The sequence below is a fragment of the Lentibacter sp. XHP0401 genome, assembly GCF_025751535.1.
Classification (GTDB): domain Bacteria; phylum Pseudomonadota; class Alphaproteobacteria; order Rhodobacterales; family Rhodobacteraceae; genus Lentibacter.
In genome coordinates, this window is record NZ_JAOWLC010000011.1 from 141328 (window position 1) to 158648 (window position 17321).

At 58.3% G+C, this 17321-nt stretch carries 13 protein-coding genes; 4 read left to right on the plus strand and 9 right to left on the minus strand.

From position 1 onward, the window contains the following. Entirely contained in the window at positions 1 to 1641 is a 1641-nt protein-coding gene (locus tag OE750_RS14610; RefSeq protein WP_263765040.1) for an acyl-CoA synthetase, read from the plus strand. A 307-nt stretch (positions 1642 to 1948) separates the two neighbouring features. On the opposite strand, the gene OE750_RS14615 is transcribed toward OE750_RS14610, so the two are convergent. From OE750_RS14615 to OE750_RS14650, 8 genes are all read right to left on the minus strand, one after another. Further along, a complete protein-coding gene (locus OE750_RS14615) occupies positions 1949 to 2632 on the minus strand; it encodes an ABC transporter ATP-binding protein (RefSeq protein ID WP_263765022.1) in 684 nt (227 codons plus the stop codon). Further along, positions 2629 to 4371 carry an ABC transporter permease subunit gene (locus tag OE750_RS14620; RefSeq protein ID WP_263765023.1) on the minus strand — a complete coding sequence of 581 codons (1743 nt, stop codon included), beginning with the start codon at positions 4369 to 4371 and terminating at the stop codon, positions 2629 to 2631. Before OE750_RS14620 ends, OE750_RS14615 begins: the two co-directional genes overlap by 4 nt. Continuing rightward, entirely contained in the window at positions 4349 to 5197 is an 849-nt protein-coding gene (locus tag OE750_RS14625; RefSeq protein ID WP_263765024.1) for a branched-chain amino acid ABC transporter permease, read from the minus strand. The genes OE750_RS14620 and OE750_RS14625 overlap by 23 nt, the downstream gene beginning before the upstream one ends. 10 nt (positions 5198 to 5207) lie before the next feature. Continuing rightward, entirely contained in the window at positions 5208 to 6356 is a 1149-nt protein-coding gene (locus tag OE750_RS14630) for a substrate-binding domain-containing protein (protein ID WP_263765025.1), read from the minus strand. A 30-nt stretch (positions 6357 to 6386) separates the two neighbouring features. Continuing rightward, positions 6387 to 7769 (minus strand): indoleacetamide hydrolase, encoded by a 1383-nt coding sequence (gene iaaH / locus OE750_RS14635; protein ID WP_263765026.1) that lies wholly within the window; start codon positions 7767 to 7769, stop codon positions 6387 to 6389. 59 nt (positions 7770 to 7828) lie between these two features. Beyond that, the gene (locus OE750_RS14640) at positions 7829 to 8587 is read right to left on the minus strand and encodes a response regulator transcription factor (protein WP_263765027.1); all 759 of its coding nucleotides are present in this window, start codon (positions 8585 to 8587) and stop codon (positions 7829 to 7831) included. A 410-nt stretch (positions 8588 to 8997) separates the two neighbouring features. Continuing rightward, positions 8998 to 10623 carry a N,N-dimethylformamidase beta subunit family domain-containing protein gene (locus tag OE750_RS14645; RefSeq protein WP_263765028.1) on the minus strand — a complete coding sequence of 542 codons (1626 nt, stop codon included), beginning with the start codon at positions 10621 to 10623 and terminating at the stop codon, positions 8998 to 9000. Between the two features lie 4 nt (positions 10624 to 10627). Beyond that, positions 10628 to 13105 carry a CoA transferase gene (locus OE750_RS14650; protein WP_263765029.1) on the minus strand — a complete coding sequence of 826 codons (2478 nt, stop codon included), beginning with the start codon at positions 13103 to 13105 and terminating at the stop codon, positions 10628 to 10630. Positions 13106 to 13254: 149 nt separating this feature from the next. Here OE750_RS14650 and OE750_RS14655 point away from each other — a divergent pair, with 149 nt between their 5' ends. After that, a complete protein-coding gene (locus tag OE750_RS14655) occupies positions 13255 to 14142 on the plus strand; it encodes a GlxA family transcriptional regulator (protein WP_263765041.1) in 888 nt (295 codons plus the stop codon). Positions 14143 to 14431: 289 nt separating this feature from the next. On the opposite strand, the gene OE750_RS14660 is transcribed toward OE750_RS14655, so the two are convergent. Then, positions 14432 to 15316 carry an AraC family transcriptional regulator gene (locus OE750_RS14660; RefSeq protein ID WP_263765030.1) on the minus strand — a complete coding sequence of 295 codons (885 nt, stop codon included), beginning with the start codon at positions 15314 to 15316 and terminating at the stop codon, positions 14432 to 14434. A 160-nt stretch (positions 15317 to 15476) separates the two neighbouring features. On the opposite strand from OE750_RS14660, the gene OE750_RS14665 reads away from it, so the two are divergent. Together OE750_RS14665 and OE750_RS14670 are read left to right on the plus strand one after the other, a co-directional pair. Further along, positions 15477 to 16346, plus strand: coding sequence for an SDR family NAD(P)-dependent oxidoreductase (locus OE750_RS14665; RefSeq protein ID WP_263765031.1), 870 nt, complete (start codon positions 15477 to 15479; stop codon positions 16344 to 16346). An 11-nt stretch (positions 16347 to 16357) separates the two neighbouring features. Then, a complete protein-coding gene (locus OE750_RS14670) occupies positions 16358 to 17167 on the plus strand; it encodes an SDR family oxidoreductase (RefSeq protein WP_263765032.1) in 810 nt (269 codons plus the stop codon). The last annotated feature ends 154 nt before the right edge of the window (positions 17168 to 17321 follow it).

Here is a 17321-nt window from a genome sequence, read left to right on the forward strand (position 1 = left end):
ATGAAAGCAAATCTCTATAACACCGACCTGGACCGCAACCCGGCCAACCACCAGCCACTAACGCCGCTGACCTTTTTGGAACGCGCGGCGACGGTCTTTCCCAAACATACTGCCATGGTCCATGGCCCTCTGCGGCGCAGCTATGCCAGCTTTTATGCCCGAGCGCGCCAGCTTGCCTCGGCCCTCGCGGCACGTGATATCGGGCGTGGCGATACCGTTTCGGCCATGCTGCCCAACACGCCGGCCATGCTCGAATGCCACTATGGCGTCCCCATGTGCGGCGGCATCCTACACTCGATCAACACGCGGCTGGATGCGGCGATTATCGCCTTTCAGCTCGATCATGCGATGTCAAAAATCGTAATTGTCGATGCCGAATTCATGCCTCTGATGCAAGAGGCACTCGCGTTGGCCGAAGTCTCTCCGCTGATTATTCAGGTGGACGATCCCGAGTATCCCGGCACACGCTTGGCCTTTGACGGGCCGGACTATGAAGACATCGTTGCAGGCGGCGATCCCGCGTTTGACTGGCTCATGCCCGAAGACGAATGGGACGCGATCTCGATCAACTACACCTCTGGCACCACAGGTGATCCAAAAGGTGTCGTCTCGCATCACCGCGGTGCCTATTTGCTGGCGCAAGGCAACGCGCTGACCACGTCCATGCAAAAGCACGCGGTCTATCTCTGGACCTTGCCCATGTTTCACTGCAACGGCTGGTGCTTCCCCTGGACGCTCTCGGCGATCATCGGCACACATGTCTGCCTGCGCCAGGTCCGGGCCGAGCCGATCTGGAACGCGCTTGCCAATGAGAAGGTCACCCACCTGTGCGGCGCGCCGATCGTCATGTCGCTGCTGATCTCCGCACCCTTGGATGTTCAGCGCACGCTTGATCACACCGTGCAGTTCTTCACCGCCGCCGCGCCGCCCCCCGAAAAGCTGCTGGCAGACATGAAAACAGCAGGCTTCGACGTGACCCACCTCTATGGGCTCACCGAAACCTATGGCCCCGCCGTGGTAAACGACTGGCATGAAAGCTGGTCCGCCCTGCCCGGTGACGAGCAAGCACGACTGAAATCACGCCAGGGCGTGCGCTACCTGCCGCTTGAGGGGCTCGAAGTGCTCGATCCAGAAACCATGCAGCCCGTCCCGCGCGATGGGGAGACATTAGGCGAGGTCATGTTTCGCGGCAACGTCGTGATGAAGGGCTACTTCCGCAACCCCTCTGCCACGCAGAAGGCCTTCGCGGGCGGCTGGTTCCATTCCGGAGATCTGGGCGTGATCCATCCCGACGGCTATATCCAGCTCAAGGACCGCTCGAAGGATATCATTATTTCGGGCGGCGAGAACATTTCCTCGATCGAGGTGGAAGAGGTGCTCTACAGCTTCCCCGCCATCGAGATCGCCGCTGTTGTCGCCATGCCGCATGAGAAATGGGGCGAAACGCCCTGCGCGTTCATCGAACCGGCACCGGGCCAGGAAATTGACATCGAGGCGCTGCGGACATGGTGCCGTGACAGGCTGGCGGCCTACAAGGTTCCCGGTCGGTTTGTCGTGGCAAGCATTCCCAGAACGTCGACGGGTAAAATTCAAAAGTTTGCGCTGCGTGAAAAGGCAAAGGAGTTCGCGGCACAATCATGAACCAACGCCCGTGAATTCTTGACAGATATTGATTGATTGCTGTGACAGCTCCCCAGTCGAAGGCCCAATCATCTCTGAAATTCTTGATACGTTTGGTCACATAGCAGTCATCCTTGCACTTTGCAGCATTATGTAAAATGGGCTCAAACTGCCAAGTTCTGCGTGACGCAAAAACGGTGGCAAGCCCCAAGAAGAAGACAAATGGCGCTCGGAAAACCGCAAGCATGTGGATTGCAATCTCTGGACAACCAGCAGTCATAAAAAGTGGGCTTTCGATTGAACAGTGGCCCATTCAGATCAACTCGGTTCACAGCATCAACACGGCATTCAAGTCCTCTCTGGACGTCGATGCTGCGGTCCCTGTCATGCTGACCCGTCCGGAGTCGATTCCCAGGAACAGATCGGAAACCCCTGCAAGCATGTTGAGGTTCTGCTCGCAGAGAAGCACACCTGCTCCCTCGGCAACCCGCTCTTTAAGGCAACCGGCCATGCGGTCGATGTTTTCTGGCTGAACGCCTTCGGAGGGTTCGTCTAGGATGATCAGCTTCGTGTCTTCGATCATTGTCCGGACAAAGGCGAGTATCTTTCTTTCTCCACCCGACATTGTTCCGGCAGGTTGCTTTAGACGTTCCGCCAGTCTGGGGAACAGGTCAAAATAGCGATCTGGTGGTTTCCCGTTGCGCCCGAGGCTCAGGTTTTCTTGGACCGTGAGATCGTCAAACACCATTGCCGTTTGAGGCATATAGCCAATACCCAGGCATCTACGGACATGAGCAGGTAGGTTGCCAATGGGCTGACCGTCCAACCGGATTTCTCCGTGACTCGCTTGGATCCCACCTTGAACAAGACGGGCAAACGTTGTTTTCCCAACCCCATTTCGACCGAGGACACCAAGTAGGCTGCCAGCTTCGATTTTTACCGAAATATCGAACACTACGTTGGTGTCCTGGTATCCACCGGTCAATCCATCAATTTCCAAGAGCGCGGTCATTTTGTTCCCCCTGCATAGACAGCCTGAACATCTGGGTTATCGCGAATCTTTTTGTAGTCATCAAAGGCGAGCACCTGTCCCAAATGCAGAACCAGAACTTTGTCGGAGATGGCTTCGACAATACTCATGTCGTGCTCGATGATGATCACCAATCCTGCCGTTTCGATTTGATAGACACGGACGAGTTCGGTCATCAGCGCCGTTTCGTCGGGGGAGAGGCCGGCACAGGGTTCATCCAGCAAGAGGACCGATGGTTCTGCCGCCACCGTCATGGCGTATTCCAGAAATTGCCTGTGACCCTGTGGCAGATGCTGAACCGGGTCGGTCAGTTCGTTCTTCAGCGGCACCGACGGATTGTTCAGGACCCTGGACAGAGATCTGGACCGCCATTGGAGGGGTGTTGTTCTGAACAGGTCGGCCATTCTGAGCCTGCCCGCCATCATCGCGATGGCAAGATTTTCCGAAACGCTGAGCGAAAAGAAGACAGATGGAACCTGAAGTTTGCGACCAATGCCATTGCCCAGAGCATTGTGCGGCGGACGTGAATCGATCCGGACCTCGCCCAGCATAATCCGGCCTCCGGTCACGTTCAGATTGCCTGTGATCGTGTTGAGCGCACTGGTCTTGCCCGCACCATTAGGACCGATGACACTGACGATACCGGTGGCAGGTGTTTCAAAGGAGACCCCGTTCAGAATTCGAACAACACCAATCTTTAGTTGCACATCTTCAAATCGCAGGGGGGCTGGCCTGGTTCCGGACCGGGTTGGCGGGGCAACCACAGAGGGCGTGAGAGGCGTTGGCGTTTTTGGCCAGACACGCCGGAATGCCGCTTCGAGCAACTCGGCGATCCCGCCTGGTGCCTTCAGCACGACCAATATAAAGACCAGCGCCATCAACAGTTCCCAATAAGGGAAACTGCCGCGCAGTTCAGCCGACGCCCACCCCACGATGACGGCTCCAATCAGTGGCCCAAGAACATGAAAGCGGCCCCCGACCGCAGTCAGGATAACCATTTCTGCGGACAAGGCGAAACCGGTAGACGTCGGGGTGACGATGCCTTGGTGCGATGCGAACAATCCGCCTGCCATTGCCGCAATCATGGCAGAAAACGCAAAGGCGGCCCCTTTGATCATATGGGTTGGAAACCCGAGCAGTTGCATACGTGGTTCATTGTCTAGAACGGCCTTGGCGATCAAATTGATTGGCAATCTGTTCAGGATGAAAAGAAGTAAGCTGACCGCTACCGTCGCCGCGACAATGACGTAGTAGAAATTGCCGAAAGGATCGAGGTCTCCAAGGCTGTTGAACCCGCTCATTCCGTTGAAGCCGCCGGTGAGCGATGTGGCCGTGCCCGCAACCTGCTCTGCGATCATAACCAAGGCCAGAGTGATCAGCGAAAAATAGGGGCCACTTTCGTTTCGACCCCGAAAGACGAGTGTTGCCAACACAAAGGCAACCCCCGCAATCAATGCCAAGACCATGGCGGCCAACACAAGGTTCAGGAAGAGATTACCGTCGACCTTGAGTGTGATAGCCGTAACATAGGCCGCAATGCCGAAGAACAGCGATTGCCCAAGCGGTAAAACACCTGTCTTGCCCCAGAGAAACCCAATTCCCTGAGCGGCGATGCCATAGATCAGGTAGAGCCCGATCTGGTAGGCCATGAAATCTCCGAACAGCTCCGGGATCAAAAGCAGGACTGCAAGCAGCAGACTAGTGGGAAGAAGAACGGACACCATTTGGTTTCAGCCATAGAAAGAGGATTGAAAGGGTGAGGACCGCCAGATACCCGTAGGTCTGGCTGGCAACCGCACCGAGAAACGTTTGGGTTCCGGCAATGATACCAGCGCCGATCCCGAGTCCTTCGAGGCTGCCAAGTCCACCGACGACAAGGGCAAAAAAGGAACGGATCAGATAGTCGAGACCCATCATCGGCTCGATCCGCACAGTTGGGGCCAGTATCAGCCCGGCAACCCCGGCAGTGCAGCAGCCAAAGACAAAGGCCCCTGCAGAAAGACGTGCCGTGTCGATGCCGATGGCTTCTGCCAGTTCCGGATTGCCAACCATGGCCTTGATCTGTGTGGCGACTTTCGATCTGGTATTCCACAGATATAGACCGATGAATCCCAGGACGATGCCGATGATCACGGCAATGCGGTAAGCTGGGTAATCCGCCCCGAGAACACTGAATGTCCCGGTCAGCGGGGGGCTAACCGACTGATAGCCACGACCAAAGACCAACTCCACGATTTCACGCAAGAGAATCGCGATACCCCAGGTGGCAAGGAGACTGTCGAACATCCGGCCATAAAGGTGACGAATGATCGTGCGCTCCAAAACAAAAGCCACAAACCCTACCGTCGCCAGACACACTGGCAGTTGCAACCAACCGGGCAATCCAAGCATCGATGTGATGACCGGAGCATAAGCCCCGATCATCACAAATTCCCCATGTGCCATGTTCATGATCCGCAGTTTGCCGAACACGATGGCAAGTCCCAGGGCTACCAGCGCAAGGGTGCTGATCTGCCAGGCGAGGTTCAGAAGAAGAACAGACGACATGGGCGGGAGATCAGTTCGAACAGGCTTCGGAGGAAGCCACGTTGTCAAATGATGCGACAACGTTGAATGCTCCACCGCTGCCATCGGCAAGATAGATCGTCTGAGCCATGTGACGACCGGTCAGCGTATTTTCACCCCTTGGCGTGCTCCATGTGGTGCCCTCTGCAGCGGCGTCCATGGCGGCCACATCGAGGCTGCCAGCCTTGTTTGCGAGGGCTGCCAAGAGCATTAGACCTTCATAAGCCGACTGGCCCAAACCGTTGAGAGCCGGCGCATCGGAGCCAAAGGTCTTCGAATAATCTGCGGCAAAGGAAGCCGCCATGTCGGTCTCGATAGACGCGAAGTAGCCTGAGGAGGAGTAGAGCCGATTGGCATTATCGGCACCGATGCCTGCCAGCGTGTTTTCCTCGATCAGGGTGCCAAGGCGGATCGCCTGATCATCAAGACCAAAGCCTGCGAAGCTGACGTTGAAGCCAACCGAGCCACCGCCGACAAGGGTGACCAGAACCGCGTCGGCGCCGCTTTCCTTAATGCGCTGAAGCGAAGAGTCAAATTCACTGACAGTAAACGGCACGTATTCTTCACCGACAACTTCACCGCCCGCATCGGCAATGTAGCCCTTTGCCAGAGCGTTGGTGTCGCGCGGCCAGTTATAGTCATGGCCAATCAGATACCATTTGGACACACCTTCTTTCTCCGCAAGGAAGGGGATGACCGGTTCAAGCTGTTGGCTGGGTGTCTCGCCAGTTACATAGAGACCGTCCGCGCAAGACTTGCCCTCGTAAACTGCCGTATAGACATAAGGCACCTGGCCGTTGAAGCGGCCGATCAGAGCTTCGCGCACAGCGGAATCGTGCATACCGACGAAGGCTTTGACCCCTTCTCCTTTCCATAGCCGCAATGCAGCCTGTGCGGCTTCTGCGGGAGGAACGCCAACATCGGCAAAGACCAGTTCGATCTGTTCGCCGTTTATGCCACCACTGGCATTGATCTGCTCCGCTGCCAGTGCTGCCGAGTTCCGCGTAGATGGACCGAACAGCCCCGCAGGTCCGGAATCCGGCACCAGAACGCCAACCATGATGTCGGCAGAGGCCGATACGGTTCCAAGCGCCAGGGCCAAGGCGGCACTGGACAATAGGGGTGCAGTTTTCTTCAACATTTTGGGTCTCCCTTAGTTGGTTGTTGACGTCTATTGCGCCATTGCTTTTTCCGCTGCCCTTGCAAGGGCCAGCAGTGACCGGTCCTGTCCCGGCAAAGCATCGAATTCGATGCCGACGGGCAGACCGGAAGTGACAGGACAGGGCAGTGAAATTCCTGGAGCGCCGATATTCGAGCCCAGATCGGTATTGCGAATGTAGGTCGGGAAAGTCGGAACCTGATTGCCATTCAACTCGACAGTTTCGTCACCGCCGATAGGCCTTGCTGGAAGAGGTGTTGTCGGGAAGGCAATCGCATCCAACCCGTGGGTTTCGAAAACCTGCCCGTAAATCCTGCGCATCTCGGGGCGATGGGTGTCCATGGCGGCCCGATAGGCCGCTTCCGGCATCGCGTCATCGCCCAGCTGACTGCCGATGGCACCAGCGACATCGGGTGATCCGATACCTGCCACCAGCGCTTCAAACGTCAGTTCCGGGGCATGCTCCGCCAGATAGGCAGGCAGGTCGCGCATGGCCTCATAGAAGACCACAGGAAAACTGAAGGCTTCGTTGTGGGGCCAGATCTGTTCAAAGCTGACTTCGATAAGCTTGGCGCCCAGAGACGACAACGACGACAGTTGCGCATCAACTGCCATTGCAACACTAGGGTCGAGGTCATCAAAGAACATCTGTTTCGGCACGCCAATTGTAAAATCGGCAATATTCGCGTCAGCGACGCCCGAGCTATCGCCAGACAGAACACCATCGAAAAGAACAATGTCACGAACGCTTCGGGCCAGCGGACCAACGGTGTCACGGGTATGCGAAATCGGAACGACACCATCACCAGCATACCGCCCGGTCGTCGGGCGAAACCCGATTACACCACACAAAGCCGCAGGGATTCGGCAAGACCCGCCCGTATCGGTGCCAAGGCCGGCCGGGAAAATGCCTGCTGCAATCGCAGCAGCAGTTCCCCCGGACGAGCCGCCAGGAATCATGCTCAAATCGTGCGGATTTCGAACCGCCCCCGTAATGGCGTTGTTCGAAGTGATTCCGAAGGCCAGTTCGTGCATTCCGGCCTTGGCCCCGATGAAGCCACCGGCTTGAACGATCCGTTTCACGACACCGGCATCATTTGCCGGAGTATGATCAAGCAGGGCCTTTGTCCCGCCGGTAGTCGGAAAGTTTGTGGTATTGATGTTGTCCTTGGCCACGATAGGAAGGCCGGACAAAGGGGCCTCGGGATGAGCTTGGAAAGCCTCTGTTGCAGTCCGTGCCAGATACTTCGGATCGAAGCTTTGCAGGGCATTCAGCTCCGAGTGCTCTGCCGCCCGACCTGCCAAGCTTTCGGCATATGCAGCCGGTGAGACTGAACCATTTTTGAATGCCTCTACGGCAGCCGTTGCATCCAGTCGCTCCAAATCTAGCGTCATCCTTGCCTCCCATTTAACTGGAGAACAGGTTAGAAAAAGGAAGGACTAAATTCCTATCATCACAAATGATGGTTTTTCTCGGCCAGATATTGGGCCAGTTGGGTGCGTCGGTTCAGACCGGACTTTCGGAAAATCGCGGCAATGTGGCTCCGCAATGTTGGCTTGGAAAACCCGAGCTTCTCGCAAATCTCATCATCGGTCAGCCCGAGGACAAGAAGATCGGCGACCTCGGCCTCTCTGGCTGTGAAGCCCAACCCATCCACGATCTGACTGAATCGCAAGGAAGGTTGTTGCTTGGACGCACTTCTCGCCCGGATCAACGCATTCACAAGGCTTGGACCGACAGCATCAATAATCTCGGCATCGCGCGGTGTGAAATCCTCCCGGTTTGCTCCGCGCCATATCCGCAGATCACCAATGTTGTCACCCCGGTCATATGCAAAGAAGTTCATGCCGTAACACAGACCGTCCTGCTTGAGAAAATCGTTGAAGAATTCGGTTTTTACCAACCGGTCGTGTCGCATCACTTCGCTGACCGGTGTTGCCTTGCGACGATTCTGAAGTGTTAGGGTAATCGGATCATGAAACTGGAAATAGCTTTCATATTGACGAAGATTATCATCGGTCATGTTGATTTGCACACACGACACAAATTTCTGACTGGCATCATCCCAGACATAGGAGGCAAAGTAATCCGCCTTCAGCAGTTCCAGCAATTTCTGACCAACACGCCTTCGAACCTCGGAATGGTCGAACTCCCCACTCAGGTCTCGCATGATCGAAAAGATCAGATCGGCTTCTTGGTCGGTTAAGTTCACTGCAGCTGCGTCCTCTAAAGGTCTCTAGATCTGGTCAACTTGGCGTGGATGTGCACTTCCGAGAAACCCATGATTAAAATCGCGGGTGTCCAATTGCGCCACGAAGTGCTTGCCGCTTACCTTTTCTATGTCAAACTGCGCACATACTTGCCATTCGTGCAAGCGCAGCGAATTCACAGTTAGTCCCGCAAGCCGTGAGCTCGACATCGGGTCAGGGCCGTGCGTGACGTCGATACCCGTAGTGTTGGCGCTCGACGCCGCGACACAGTAGAGGCCCGGAAACAACCCGAAGTGTACGATGCTGCAGATCCTTCAAATGACTGCGGAGGTTCGCTATATACGGCCATTCACGAGCCGAGAGCTCTGTGAGCACGGCAAGCTCCGAAACCCTTCTTTGCGTGATCGGCCTATCATTTTCCCATTCTCTCGAGCACGTTGCGCGTGATCTGCTCTATCTGGCTATCTTGTCGGATCAGACCGGCGACCCACTCGCAGGTTGCGGCTGTGAATATCTCGCCTTTGCCACGATGCCACGAGACGATCATCCCGTTGCCACGCTTGCAGGCGTCGAGTGTCTCGGGAGTGACCTCACCAAACAAACCCTGTGCCTTGAACGCCGCGTCGGCCGATCTGATGTAAAGCGTCTCGCCCCAGACGCCGTGGTCTGTCTCGATGTTGGTCGCCAGACCCATGGCGAGAATCTCGATTTCTGCAGCAGCCCCGTCCGTGCAGGTTGGGTATGGCAACCCGTCCTCGAAACGATAGTCAAGCCCGTCGACCTCATAGCCGAAGATCCTCGAGCGGGCCCCCAGCACATCGCCATAGCCGACGCCGGCACCGTCAAAAGCCCAATGTTCGTCGCGGTAGACCGTGAAGCCGCCTGCGCCGCCGCCCACACAATTGCCAAGACCGGCATAGACACCACGCAGGGCATTGACACCGAAGGTCAGCGCGCCGGGGCGGCTCACCGGCGCGACCTCGAAGGCGCCCGAGACGCGATGTTCCTGATCCGTGCCCATCAACGGATCCTGATCTGCGATATACTTGTAACAGACTTGCGTGCGGCCCTCGTTTTCAATCCGTGTCTGCCAAAGGAAATTGCCAGCAAACCGTGCGACATTGCCGCCGCCCTCGACATAGGCATCGACCGCGTCGCGCATCTCTGCGCTCCAGTATTCGTCGTGGCCGACGAACACGGCGCAGGCATAGCGGTTCAGCAAGTCCGGCTCGCAGTGCAGATCATGCTGTGTGATCACGTCGAACTCATAGCCTTCGCCCTCGGCCCAGCGGGCAAAATGGCGCTCGTAACTGGCCCAGCCCGCCGAGGCGTATTTCTTGGAATAGCCATAGGCATAGGCCCATTCCATGTATGGGTAGCGCACCATCTCCCCCGGTCTTGTCGGCTGTTCACGCAATGCACGGGGTGCACCCTCGGGCAATTTACAAAAGCCGCGGCTCCAGGGCCTCTGGGTCGAGACGACAGGGGAAAAGGCGTTGCCGTCCAGCCCTGTGATGCCCTCATAGTGGTTCGAGCCGCCCCAGCAATTATAGGCCAGCCATGTGCCAGTCGCGCAAACCAGCACATAGGGCGGTGGCGGGGTGCCGGACGCGCTTCTGACCAAAATAATATGATGCTCTTCAACCAGATCATCACCGCGGCGGGCGCGAAAAGTCATCAGATAGCCGCCGGACGTCCAACTTTCGGGAATGGTGAATGCATAGGTCTCGGGCCAACCGCAACCATTAACCGAACAATCAGTTTGTGTAGGATGGTGCACGCCCGGCAGGCCCGTCTCGGTGAGAAGCGGTTCATAGATCAGCCCGTCACGACCGATCTCGAGATCCCATTCAGGAGCCGTCGTCGATACATGCAGCGCCACGCGGTCACCGGGGGCATAGCTCATCTCGGGCGTGTAGCCCCAGATTTCCAGCACCCGGTCATCCCGGGCTGGCCCGATGTAATAGTGATCAAGAATATGGCGCGCCTTTGCCCGTGTGCGCGGAGTGATGGCAGGTCCTGTCTGGTTTTGGGTCATGTTTTTACTCCGGTAGGTATCGTTCCGACCAGCTCTCTGAGGCCGCGCCTGTATCGATCATGTTTTGAATTTCGGCGTCGTCATAGCCTAGGCCCGCAAGGATCGTGCGTGTGTTCTGTCCGTATTTCGGCGCAGGCCCCGGGATGGTGATCTGCGCTTTCTCTGCGCGCACGGCATTGGGCGCAACCAGATCGACCCAGCGACCCATCGGGTGATGGTCATGGCGGACGGCGCGGAAGGTTGCTTTGCAAATGTCGATCCCGCCGTCGCTTTCAAGATGAAGCCCTTCATCGCGGGTGTCGTGGAGCGAGCCAAGCGGCGTGACACCGGCCGAACCGCCCGCAAAGGCACGTGCCCAGTGGGCTGCTGGCCTTTGCGCAAACCGGCTGGAAAGCGCGGCTTCCATGTCAGTATCGCTCCCTACAAGATCGGATAGTTCCGGCACGCGGGCCAAGGCTGTTTCGCGTTCCGTCGGCGCCGCAAAGAACATCCAGCGATCAGCGGCGGCATAGCAACGATAGAACGGCCCCCAACCGCGTGCTTCACGCCCCGATGGTTCGTCAAATGCAAGGCGACCGTCAAAATCATACATGAACTGGGCCTGAATCATTTCGCCAGCCGCAGCAAGAGAAGCCCGGGCAATTCCGCCCTTGCCCGTCAGCCTCAGCCGTTCCAGCGCGGCACCCAGCGCCACACAGGCGCAATGCCCCGTGAGCGCGTCTATCGTGCCGAAGTGAGCGTGCTCCTCCGGTGTTTCCGGCCCGCCGCCAAAGCGGGTCATCACACCTGTCGCGGCCTGTGCAAGATCATCATAGCCAAGGTGATCAGATTTCGGCCCGCTCCGTGGTCCGCCCCAGGCATCAAGCTGCACCAGAATGAGTCGTGGATTGGTCTCTGCCAGACGTGTTTCGCTCAGCCCCAATGCCTCACGCTGCTGATCCGTGCCGTTCATGGTGATCACATCCGCCTTGGCCACCAACCGCCAGAGTGCCTCTCGCCCTTTCTCAGAGCGCAGATCAAGCAAGACGCTCTCTTTCCCGCGCTGTGCGTGCAGGCCGAACACCACCGCGTTCCACGGATCAACCGAAGGCTGCACTGGCTGAACCAGCGTCACCCGCGCCCCAAAGCGCACCAGTGTCGACCCGATCGTCGGCCCGGCAATGACGTTGGTCAGATCGAGAACCTTCATTCCATCAAGCCAGCCGCCTGTGCCGTGGCCGCCGGTGGGCGTTTTCGGCGGCTCGGCAAGAACCGCGGCAAGTGCGCCTCTGAAATCATCAGGCTCGGGCCCTGCAGTCTTGTTCATCGCCGCCTGATCACCGGCGAGCCAGGCCACGTTCCCCATCTGCCGCATCCGCCCGTATCGGGGATCGTCAAGCTCGACGACCAACCCCGAGGCCAGCGCGTGCTTGTCCGCCAGCCATTCGGCGGTGCTGCGCTGCGCCGTGGCGGGGGCCTTGGCCTCACCGAACAGCGTCTCCCACTCATGTGACGGACGGGTCAAAAATGCCGCCTTCATCGCGTCCGACAGGCGCTTGCGGTCATGCTTGCCAACGGGATAGCTGCGCAGGGCCCAGTCGGCGGGCCAGTCCGCACGATCAACATAGACATCGAAATCCGGCAGTTCCTTGAGCAGATCGCCCAGCCCCAGAACCTCAAGCACCCGTTGCGGATGGTTCACGATCGAGCAGGAAACAATGTAGAAGCCGCGCCCATCGGCGCAGGTATAGGTGCGGTAGAACGGATCGAGGAATTCTGACAACTCGGCAAAGCTCAAATCATTGGGCAGCCCTTCGCGCGCGCGGCGCTCCAGCTCCAGCTCGCGGGGGGATTTGTAGCGCTCGGGGTAGTCTTCGATCTGCTCGCAATTGTAGACGAGCCCTTCCAGCAAAGCCGAGGCCAGCGGCACCTCGATGTGCTCGCCCCCCATGCGCTCGCGCGCAGTCAGTGCAAACAACACGGACATCGCCCCGAAGGCAGCGCCATAGGCCGAGGCAAGCCCAAGCGGCGTGAACGACGGGTTGATCCCCATCAGTCGCCGGTTCAGGCCCATGTCGGTAAACTGCCCCGTGCGCGCGGCAATCACCGCTTCCCATGCGGCAAGACCTGCAAACTCCGGATCGCTCGAAGCGAACCCCGGTAACGAAAGCGAGATGATATCAGGGTTAACCTGTCTCAGAAGCTCTGATCCAAGCCCAAGCCGTTTCATCACACCGGGGCGAAAGTTCTCGATCACCACATCAGCACGGCGCACCAGTTCGTACGCTGCGTCTCGTCCAACCTCTGTCTTGAGATCAAGCGTCAGTGCGCGTTTGCCGCGCGACAGCATGTCAAAGGCCGGATCATGCCATTTCGGTCCACTCGGAGGATCGATCCGGATCACCTCGGCGCCAAGATCGGCCAGCATCATGCCGACCAATGGGCCTGCGAGGTAATGCCCAAAATCAAGCACGCGGATGTGGGAAAGGGAACGATTATTCATTGACGCAATGATCCTGATGTAGATGTGTCTATCAAGCACTCTAGAAACTAATGTTGCCAATCGTCATACTCATCCTGCCAAAAATGGGATCAATTCTGCCAATGCACTCCATCAATATCTCCGTCTTCTTGTGTGATGCCTTTTCAAACATGGTGCTGGCTTGTCTTCTTGAGCCCTTGCGCGTGGTGCGCGACCAAACAGGCGCTGACATAAGCTGGAGCATTTTGACAGATGGCGACCGCGCGGTGACCAGCTCCAGCGGGCTGAGCGTCTCGCCAGAGATGCGGATTGCCGAAGCTCCGCCCCCGGATCTGGTCATTATTGTCGGCGGTGACACCTTTCGCGACAGGAAGGGGGCAACAGCCCCCCGCATTCTTGGGCGGTTGATGCAGGGCGCGACTGTTATTGCTGCCGATACCGGATCTTGGGTGCTGGCGCGGGGCGGCTTTCTGAACGGTCGCAAGGCGACGCTGCATTGGCAACTTCTTGAGGAGTTTGCCGAAGAGTTTCCCGACATCTTGGTGAGTTCCGACCGGTTCGTGCAGGATGGCGAATTCTGGACATGCGGCAGTGCGGCGGCTGCCCTTGATTTGATGTTGCACTTTATTCGGGACCGGTTCGATGCTTCTGTCGCCTTCGATGCCGGCGCGATGTTTCTGCACGATAATTCCAGACGGCACGGCGCCTCTTATCCTGATCAGGCGATATCGCAATCAGTGTCGCCAAAGCTCAAGCAAATCGTCGTGCTGATGTCCAAGGCGGTCGAAACTCCGCAACCGATCCCTATTCTTGCGAAAGGGGCCCACATATCTGAGCGATCCCTGCATCGTTTGTTCTGGAAGGAACTTCAAACAACACCGGGGCGGTATTACCTGCTTCTTCGCCTCACGCGCGCACGCGAACTGCTGCGCTATAGCGACTTGGCACCTGGGGAAATCGCTCTGCGTTGCGGTTTTGCAAATGCGACGACGCTCTTTCGTAGCTTGCGGAAAAACTTCCCAAACGATCTGCGCGAAAAATGTCAGGCAAATCCATGAACTGACCACATGGGGAACGCCCCAAGTTACGGCTCGGCATCAAGCATGGGTGCAATTGATGTCCCTGCAGCAAAAACGGTCTTGAACGTCACCACGCCAAATGACCGCATCACTCGCTGTCCTGACTTTCTAAAAATCCTGTCAAATGCCTGCTCCGTCCCACACACTGCCATTTCACCGATGGTCCGGTTTTGCGCCGTCAGCGAACGTCCGGTCCGGTGAAGCCGCGTTGCGGCATGACCTCACACTATGATTGGCCACTTTGGGCCGTTCGTGATGAGCCGGGCGGTCACTCCGCAGCCAAAGCCGCCCGATCCTGCCGGGGCGAGAGGCCGAACTTCCTTGTATACTCCCGCGAGAACTGGGCCGAGCTTTCGTAGCCTACGCGAAAAGCGACCTCCGACACTTTGGTAGACGAGCTGCGCAGCGCGTCGCGCGCGTGAAGTAAACGCAGGTCCTTCTGATATTGCAGGGGTGAAGTGCCCGTCACCGCCTTGAAATGCTCGAAAAAGGCGGAGTTGCTCATGCCGACTCGACCGGCGAGTTCCCCGACAACCACCGTGCGCGACAGATCGGACTGTATCTCGCGTGTTGCCTGAAAGATGCGGCTGGCGGTCGTCTCGTGCCAGAGCAGTTTTTGCAGCGCGTCGGCATGGGGGCCGAGAAGCAGCCGGGCGTGGATTTCCTGCCGGGTGATCGGGGCCAGAAATTGGCGCGTCTCATCGCCTGTACATTGCTCTAGATACCGGGTCAGCGCGTCCTCCATAGCAGGATCGGTTGAACACAGCGTGATCGAAAACGGGTCATGGCTGCGCGTTCCGCGCGCGGGCGGCATGGTTACGGTCAGACCCCGCAGCAGGTCGAGGTCGAGCGGAAAGACCAGCGCGGCATAGGGCGTCTCGGGCGTGGCGTGGGTGACCCTTGAGACGACTGGCAGCGCGTGGCTAACGAGCAGCGATTGGCCAGCCGCCACAGTCAGGCTGTGCGCGCCCGCGCTGACCTGCTTGGCACCTCGCAGCACAAGGCACAAGAGTGGGCGATAGACGGTGGCCTGCTTTGGGCTAGGCGCGTCGAACCTCAGGAAATGCATCCCGCTTTCGGTATGGGCAAGCCCGCCCCGAGGTATCCCGGCTTGATCCATCAGCGCCATGGCGCGATCCAGCAACCCTGTCATGTCGCTCTCCTTTCACAAACCTCGTAGCACGGCATAGTCCGCTCTTGTGGAGGATTATTTCGCCAACCGGAGGATCAGGCAAGTATTTCGGACAATCGGGAAAGAAATAGAACCCGGCTCGGAGTATCGTCCTCTTATCACAACGACAAGGACAGGGCACATGGCTAGAGTCTTCATCACCGGGATAGCGGGCGGCTTTGGACTGCCCACCGCAAGGTTGCTTTTAGCGCAGGGGCATCAAGTGGCGGGCACCGTCCGCAGCCGCTCGGGCCGCAACGCCGACACGGTCGCCACGCTGGAGGCAGGAGGCGTGCAGGTCGTCGAGATGGACGTGACTGACACCGCCAGCACAGAAGCGGGCGTGGCCAACGCGATCACCGCGCTGAACGGGCTGGACGTGCTGTTCAACAATGCCGGGATCGGATCCTATGGCATTCAGGAACTGATGTCGCCCGAGGACATGACCCGCATCCTTGATGTGAACGTCACGGGCGTGCAGCGCGTGATGCGCGCCGCCCTGCCGCATTTCCGGGCACAGGGGGGCGGCACGATCCTCTATACGTCCAGCCTGATCGGGCGCATCGCGACGCCGTTTTACGGCACCTATTGCGCGTCGAAATGGGCGCTGGAGGCGGTGGTCGAATGTTACCGCACGGAACTGTCAGGCTTTGGCATCGAATCCTGCATCATTGAACCGGGCGCCATGCCCACGGCCTTTTTCGACGGCATGATCACGCCCGATGATCCCGCGCGCGAGGCTGAGTATGGCGATTTCGCCGCCGTTCCCGCCATGTCGGCACAGGGGCTGGCGCAGATGCTGGAGGCCACGCCCGACCAGCGCCCCGAGCGCATCGCCGAGGCCGTCGCCGCTCTGCTGGCGCTGCCCTTCGGCCAAAAACCCTTTCGCACGGTCGTCGATCACACAGGCGTCGGCCCCGAGATCGAGCGTTACAACACCGCGCTGCATGACGTCACCCGCACCGTCCTGACCAATTTCGGCATCGAAGAGATGCTGCGTCTCAACGCCTGAAGGAGCCCCCCATGCCCACCATTCTCATCACCGGCGCATCCTCCGGTATCGGCAAGGCTACCGCCGTTCGTTTTCATTCCGAGGGCTGGAAAGTCATCGCCACCATGCGCGATCCGGCGGCCGCCGACCTTGCCGACCTCGACAATGTGCTGGTCACCCGCCTCGACGTAACAGACCCCGCCTCGATCACCGCGGCGGTGACCGCAGGGATTGAACGTTTCGGTGCCATCGACGTCCTTCTGAACAACGCGGGTTATGGCGCCTACGGCCCGCTCGAAGCGTTTTCAACCGACCGCATCCGCCGCCAGTTCGATACCAACGTGATTGGCCTCCTGGAGGTAACGAAGGCCGTCCTGCCGCACATGCGCGCGCGCCGGTCAGGCACCGTCGTCAACATCTCGTCTATTGGCGGGCAGATCACTTTTCCGCTGGGCACGCTCTACCATGGCACGAAGTTCGCTGTCGAAGGCCTGTCAGAGGCGCTGCATTACGAGTTGGAGCCACTGGGCATCCGGGTGCGCATCGTCGAACCGGGCATGATCAAGACCGACTTCGGCGGGCGCTCCTTCGATTTTGCTATGGACGACAGCCTGACCGACTATGCCCCCAGCGCCGAAGCGATGGGGCGCCTCTTTGGCAAGCTGGCGTCAAATCCATCCTCCCCGGAGGTCGTGGCTGACGTCATCTGGCAAGCCGCAAACGCGCCCGGCGAACAACTGCGATTCCGGGCGGGGCCAGATGCAGCCGACCTTCTGGACAGGCGCAAAACGCAGGATGACGCGACCTTCATCGGTAGCATCAAGGCTTGGATGACAGAATGAGCACCTGAAAACCCCAAGCGGGAAACTCTCCGCTTCGGCGCGCTGCACTGCAGAAAAAATCCACCTGACGAACGCCAGCTAATGGGATGTACCGGCTGCTTCACCCAGCAGGTTAGGCTGAGCCTAGTTCACCTGCATATAGGAGAAGTAGCAT

Excerpts from the sequence above, each read along its gene's own strand:
- OE750_RS14650 (WP_263765029.1), bottom strand. The coding sequence starts at position 13,105 with ATGAATAATCGTTCCCTTTCCCACATCCGCGTGCTTGATTTTGGGCAT.
- OE750_RS14660 (WP_263765030.1), bottom strand. The coding sequence starts at position 15,316 with ATGACAGGGTTGCTGGATCGCGCCATGGCGCTGATGGATCAAGCCGGG.
- OE750_RS14655 (WP_263765041.1), top strand. The coding sequence starts at position 13,255 with ATGGTGCTGGCTTGTCTTCTTGAGCCCTTGCGCGTGGTGCGCGACCAA.
- OE750_RS14645 (WP_263765028.1), bottom strand. The coding sequence starts at position 10,623 with ATGACCCAAAACCAGACAGGACCTGCCATCACTCCGCGCACACGGGCA.
- iaaH (WP_263765026.1), bottom strand. The coding sequence starts at position 7,769 with ATGACGCTAGATTTGGAGCGACTGGATGCAACGGCTGCCGTAGAGGCA.
- OE750_RS14665 (WP_263765031.1), top strand. The coding sequence starts at position 15,477 with ATGGCTAGAGTCTTCATCACCGGGATAGCGGGCGGCTTTGGACTGCCC.
- OE750_RS14610 (WP_263765040.1), top strand. The coding sequence starts at position 1 with ATGAAAGCAAATCTCTATAACACCGACCTGGACCGCAACCCGGCCAAC.
- OE750_RS14625 (WP_263765024.1), bottom strand. The coding sequence starts at position 5,197 with ATGTCGTCTGTTCTTCTTCTGAACCTCGCCTGGCAGATCAGCACCCTT.
- OE750_RS14670 (WP_263765032.1), top strand. The coding sequence starts at position 16,358 with ATGCCCACCATTCTCATCACCGGCGCATCCTCCGGTATCGGCAAGGCT.
- OE750_RS14615 (WP_263765022.1), bottom strand. The coding sequence starts at position 2,632 with ATGACCGCGCTCTTGGAAATTGATGGATTGACCGGTGGATACCAGGAC.
- OE750_RS14630 (WP_263765025.1), bottom strand. The coding sequence starts at position 6,356 with ATGTTGAAGAAAACTGCACCCCTATTGTCCAGTGCCGCCTTGGCCCTG.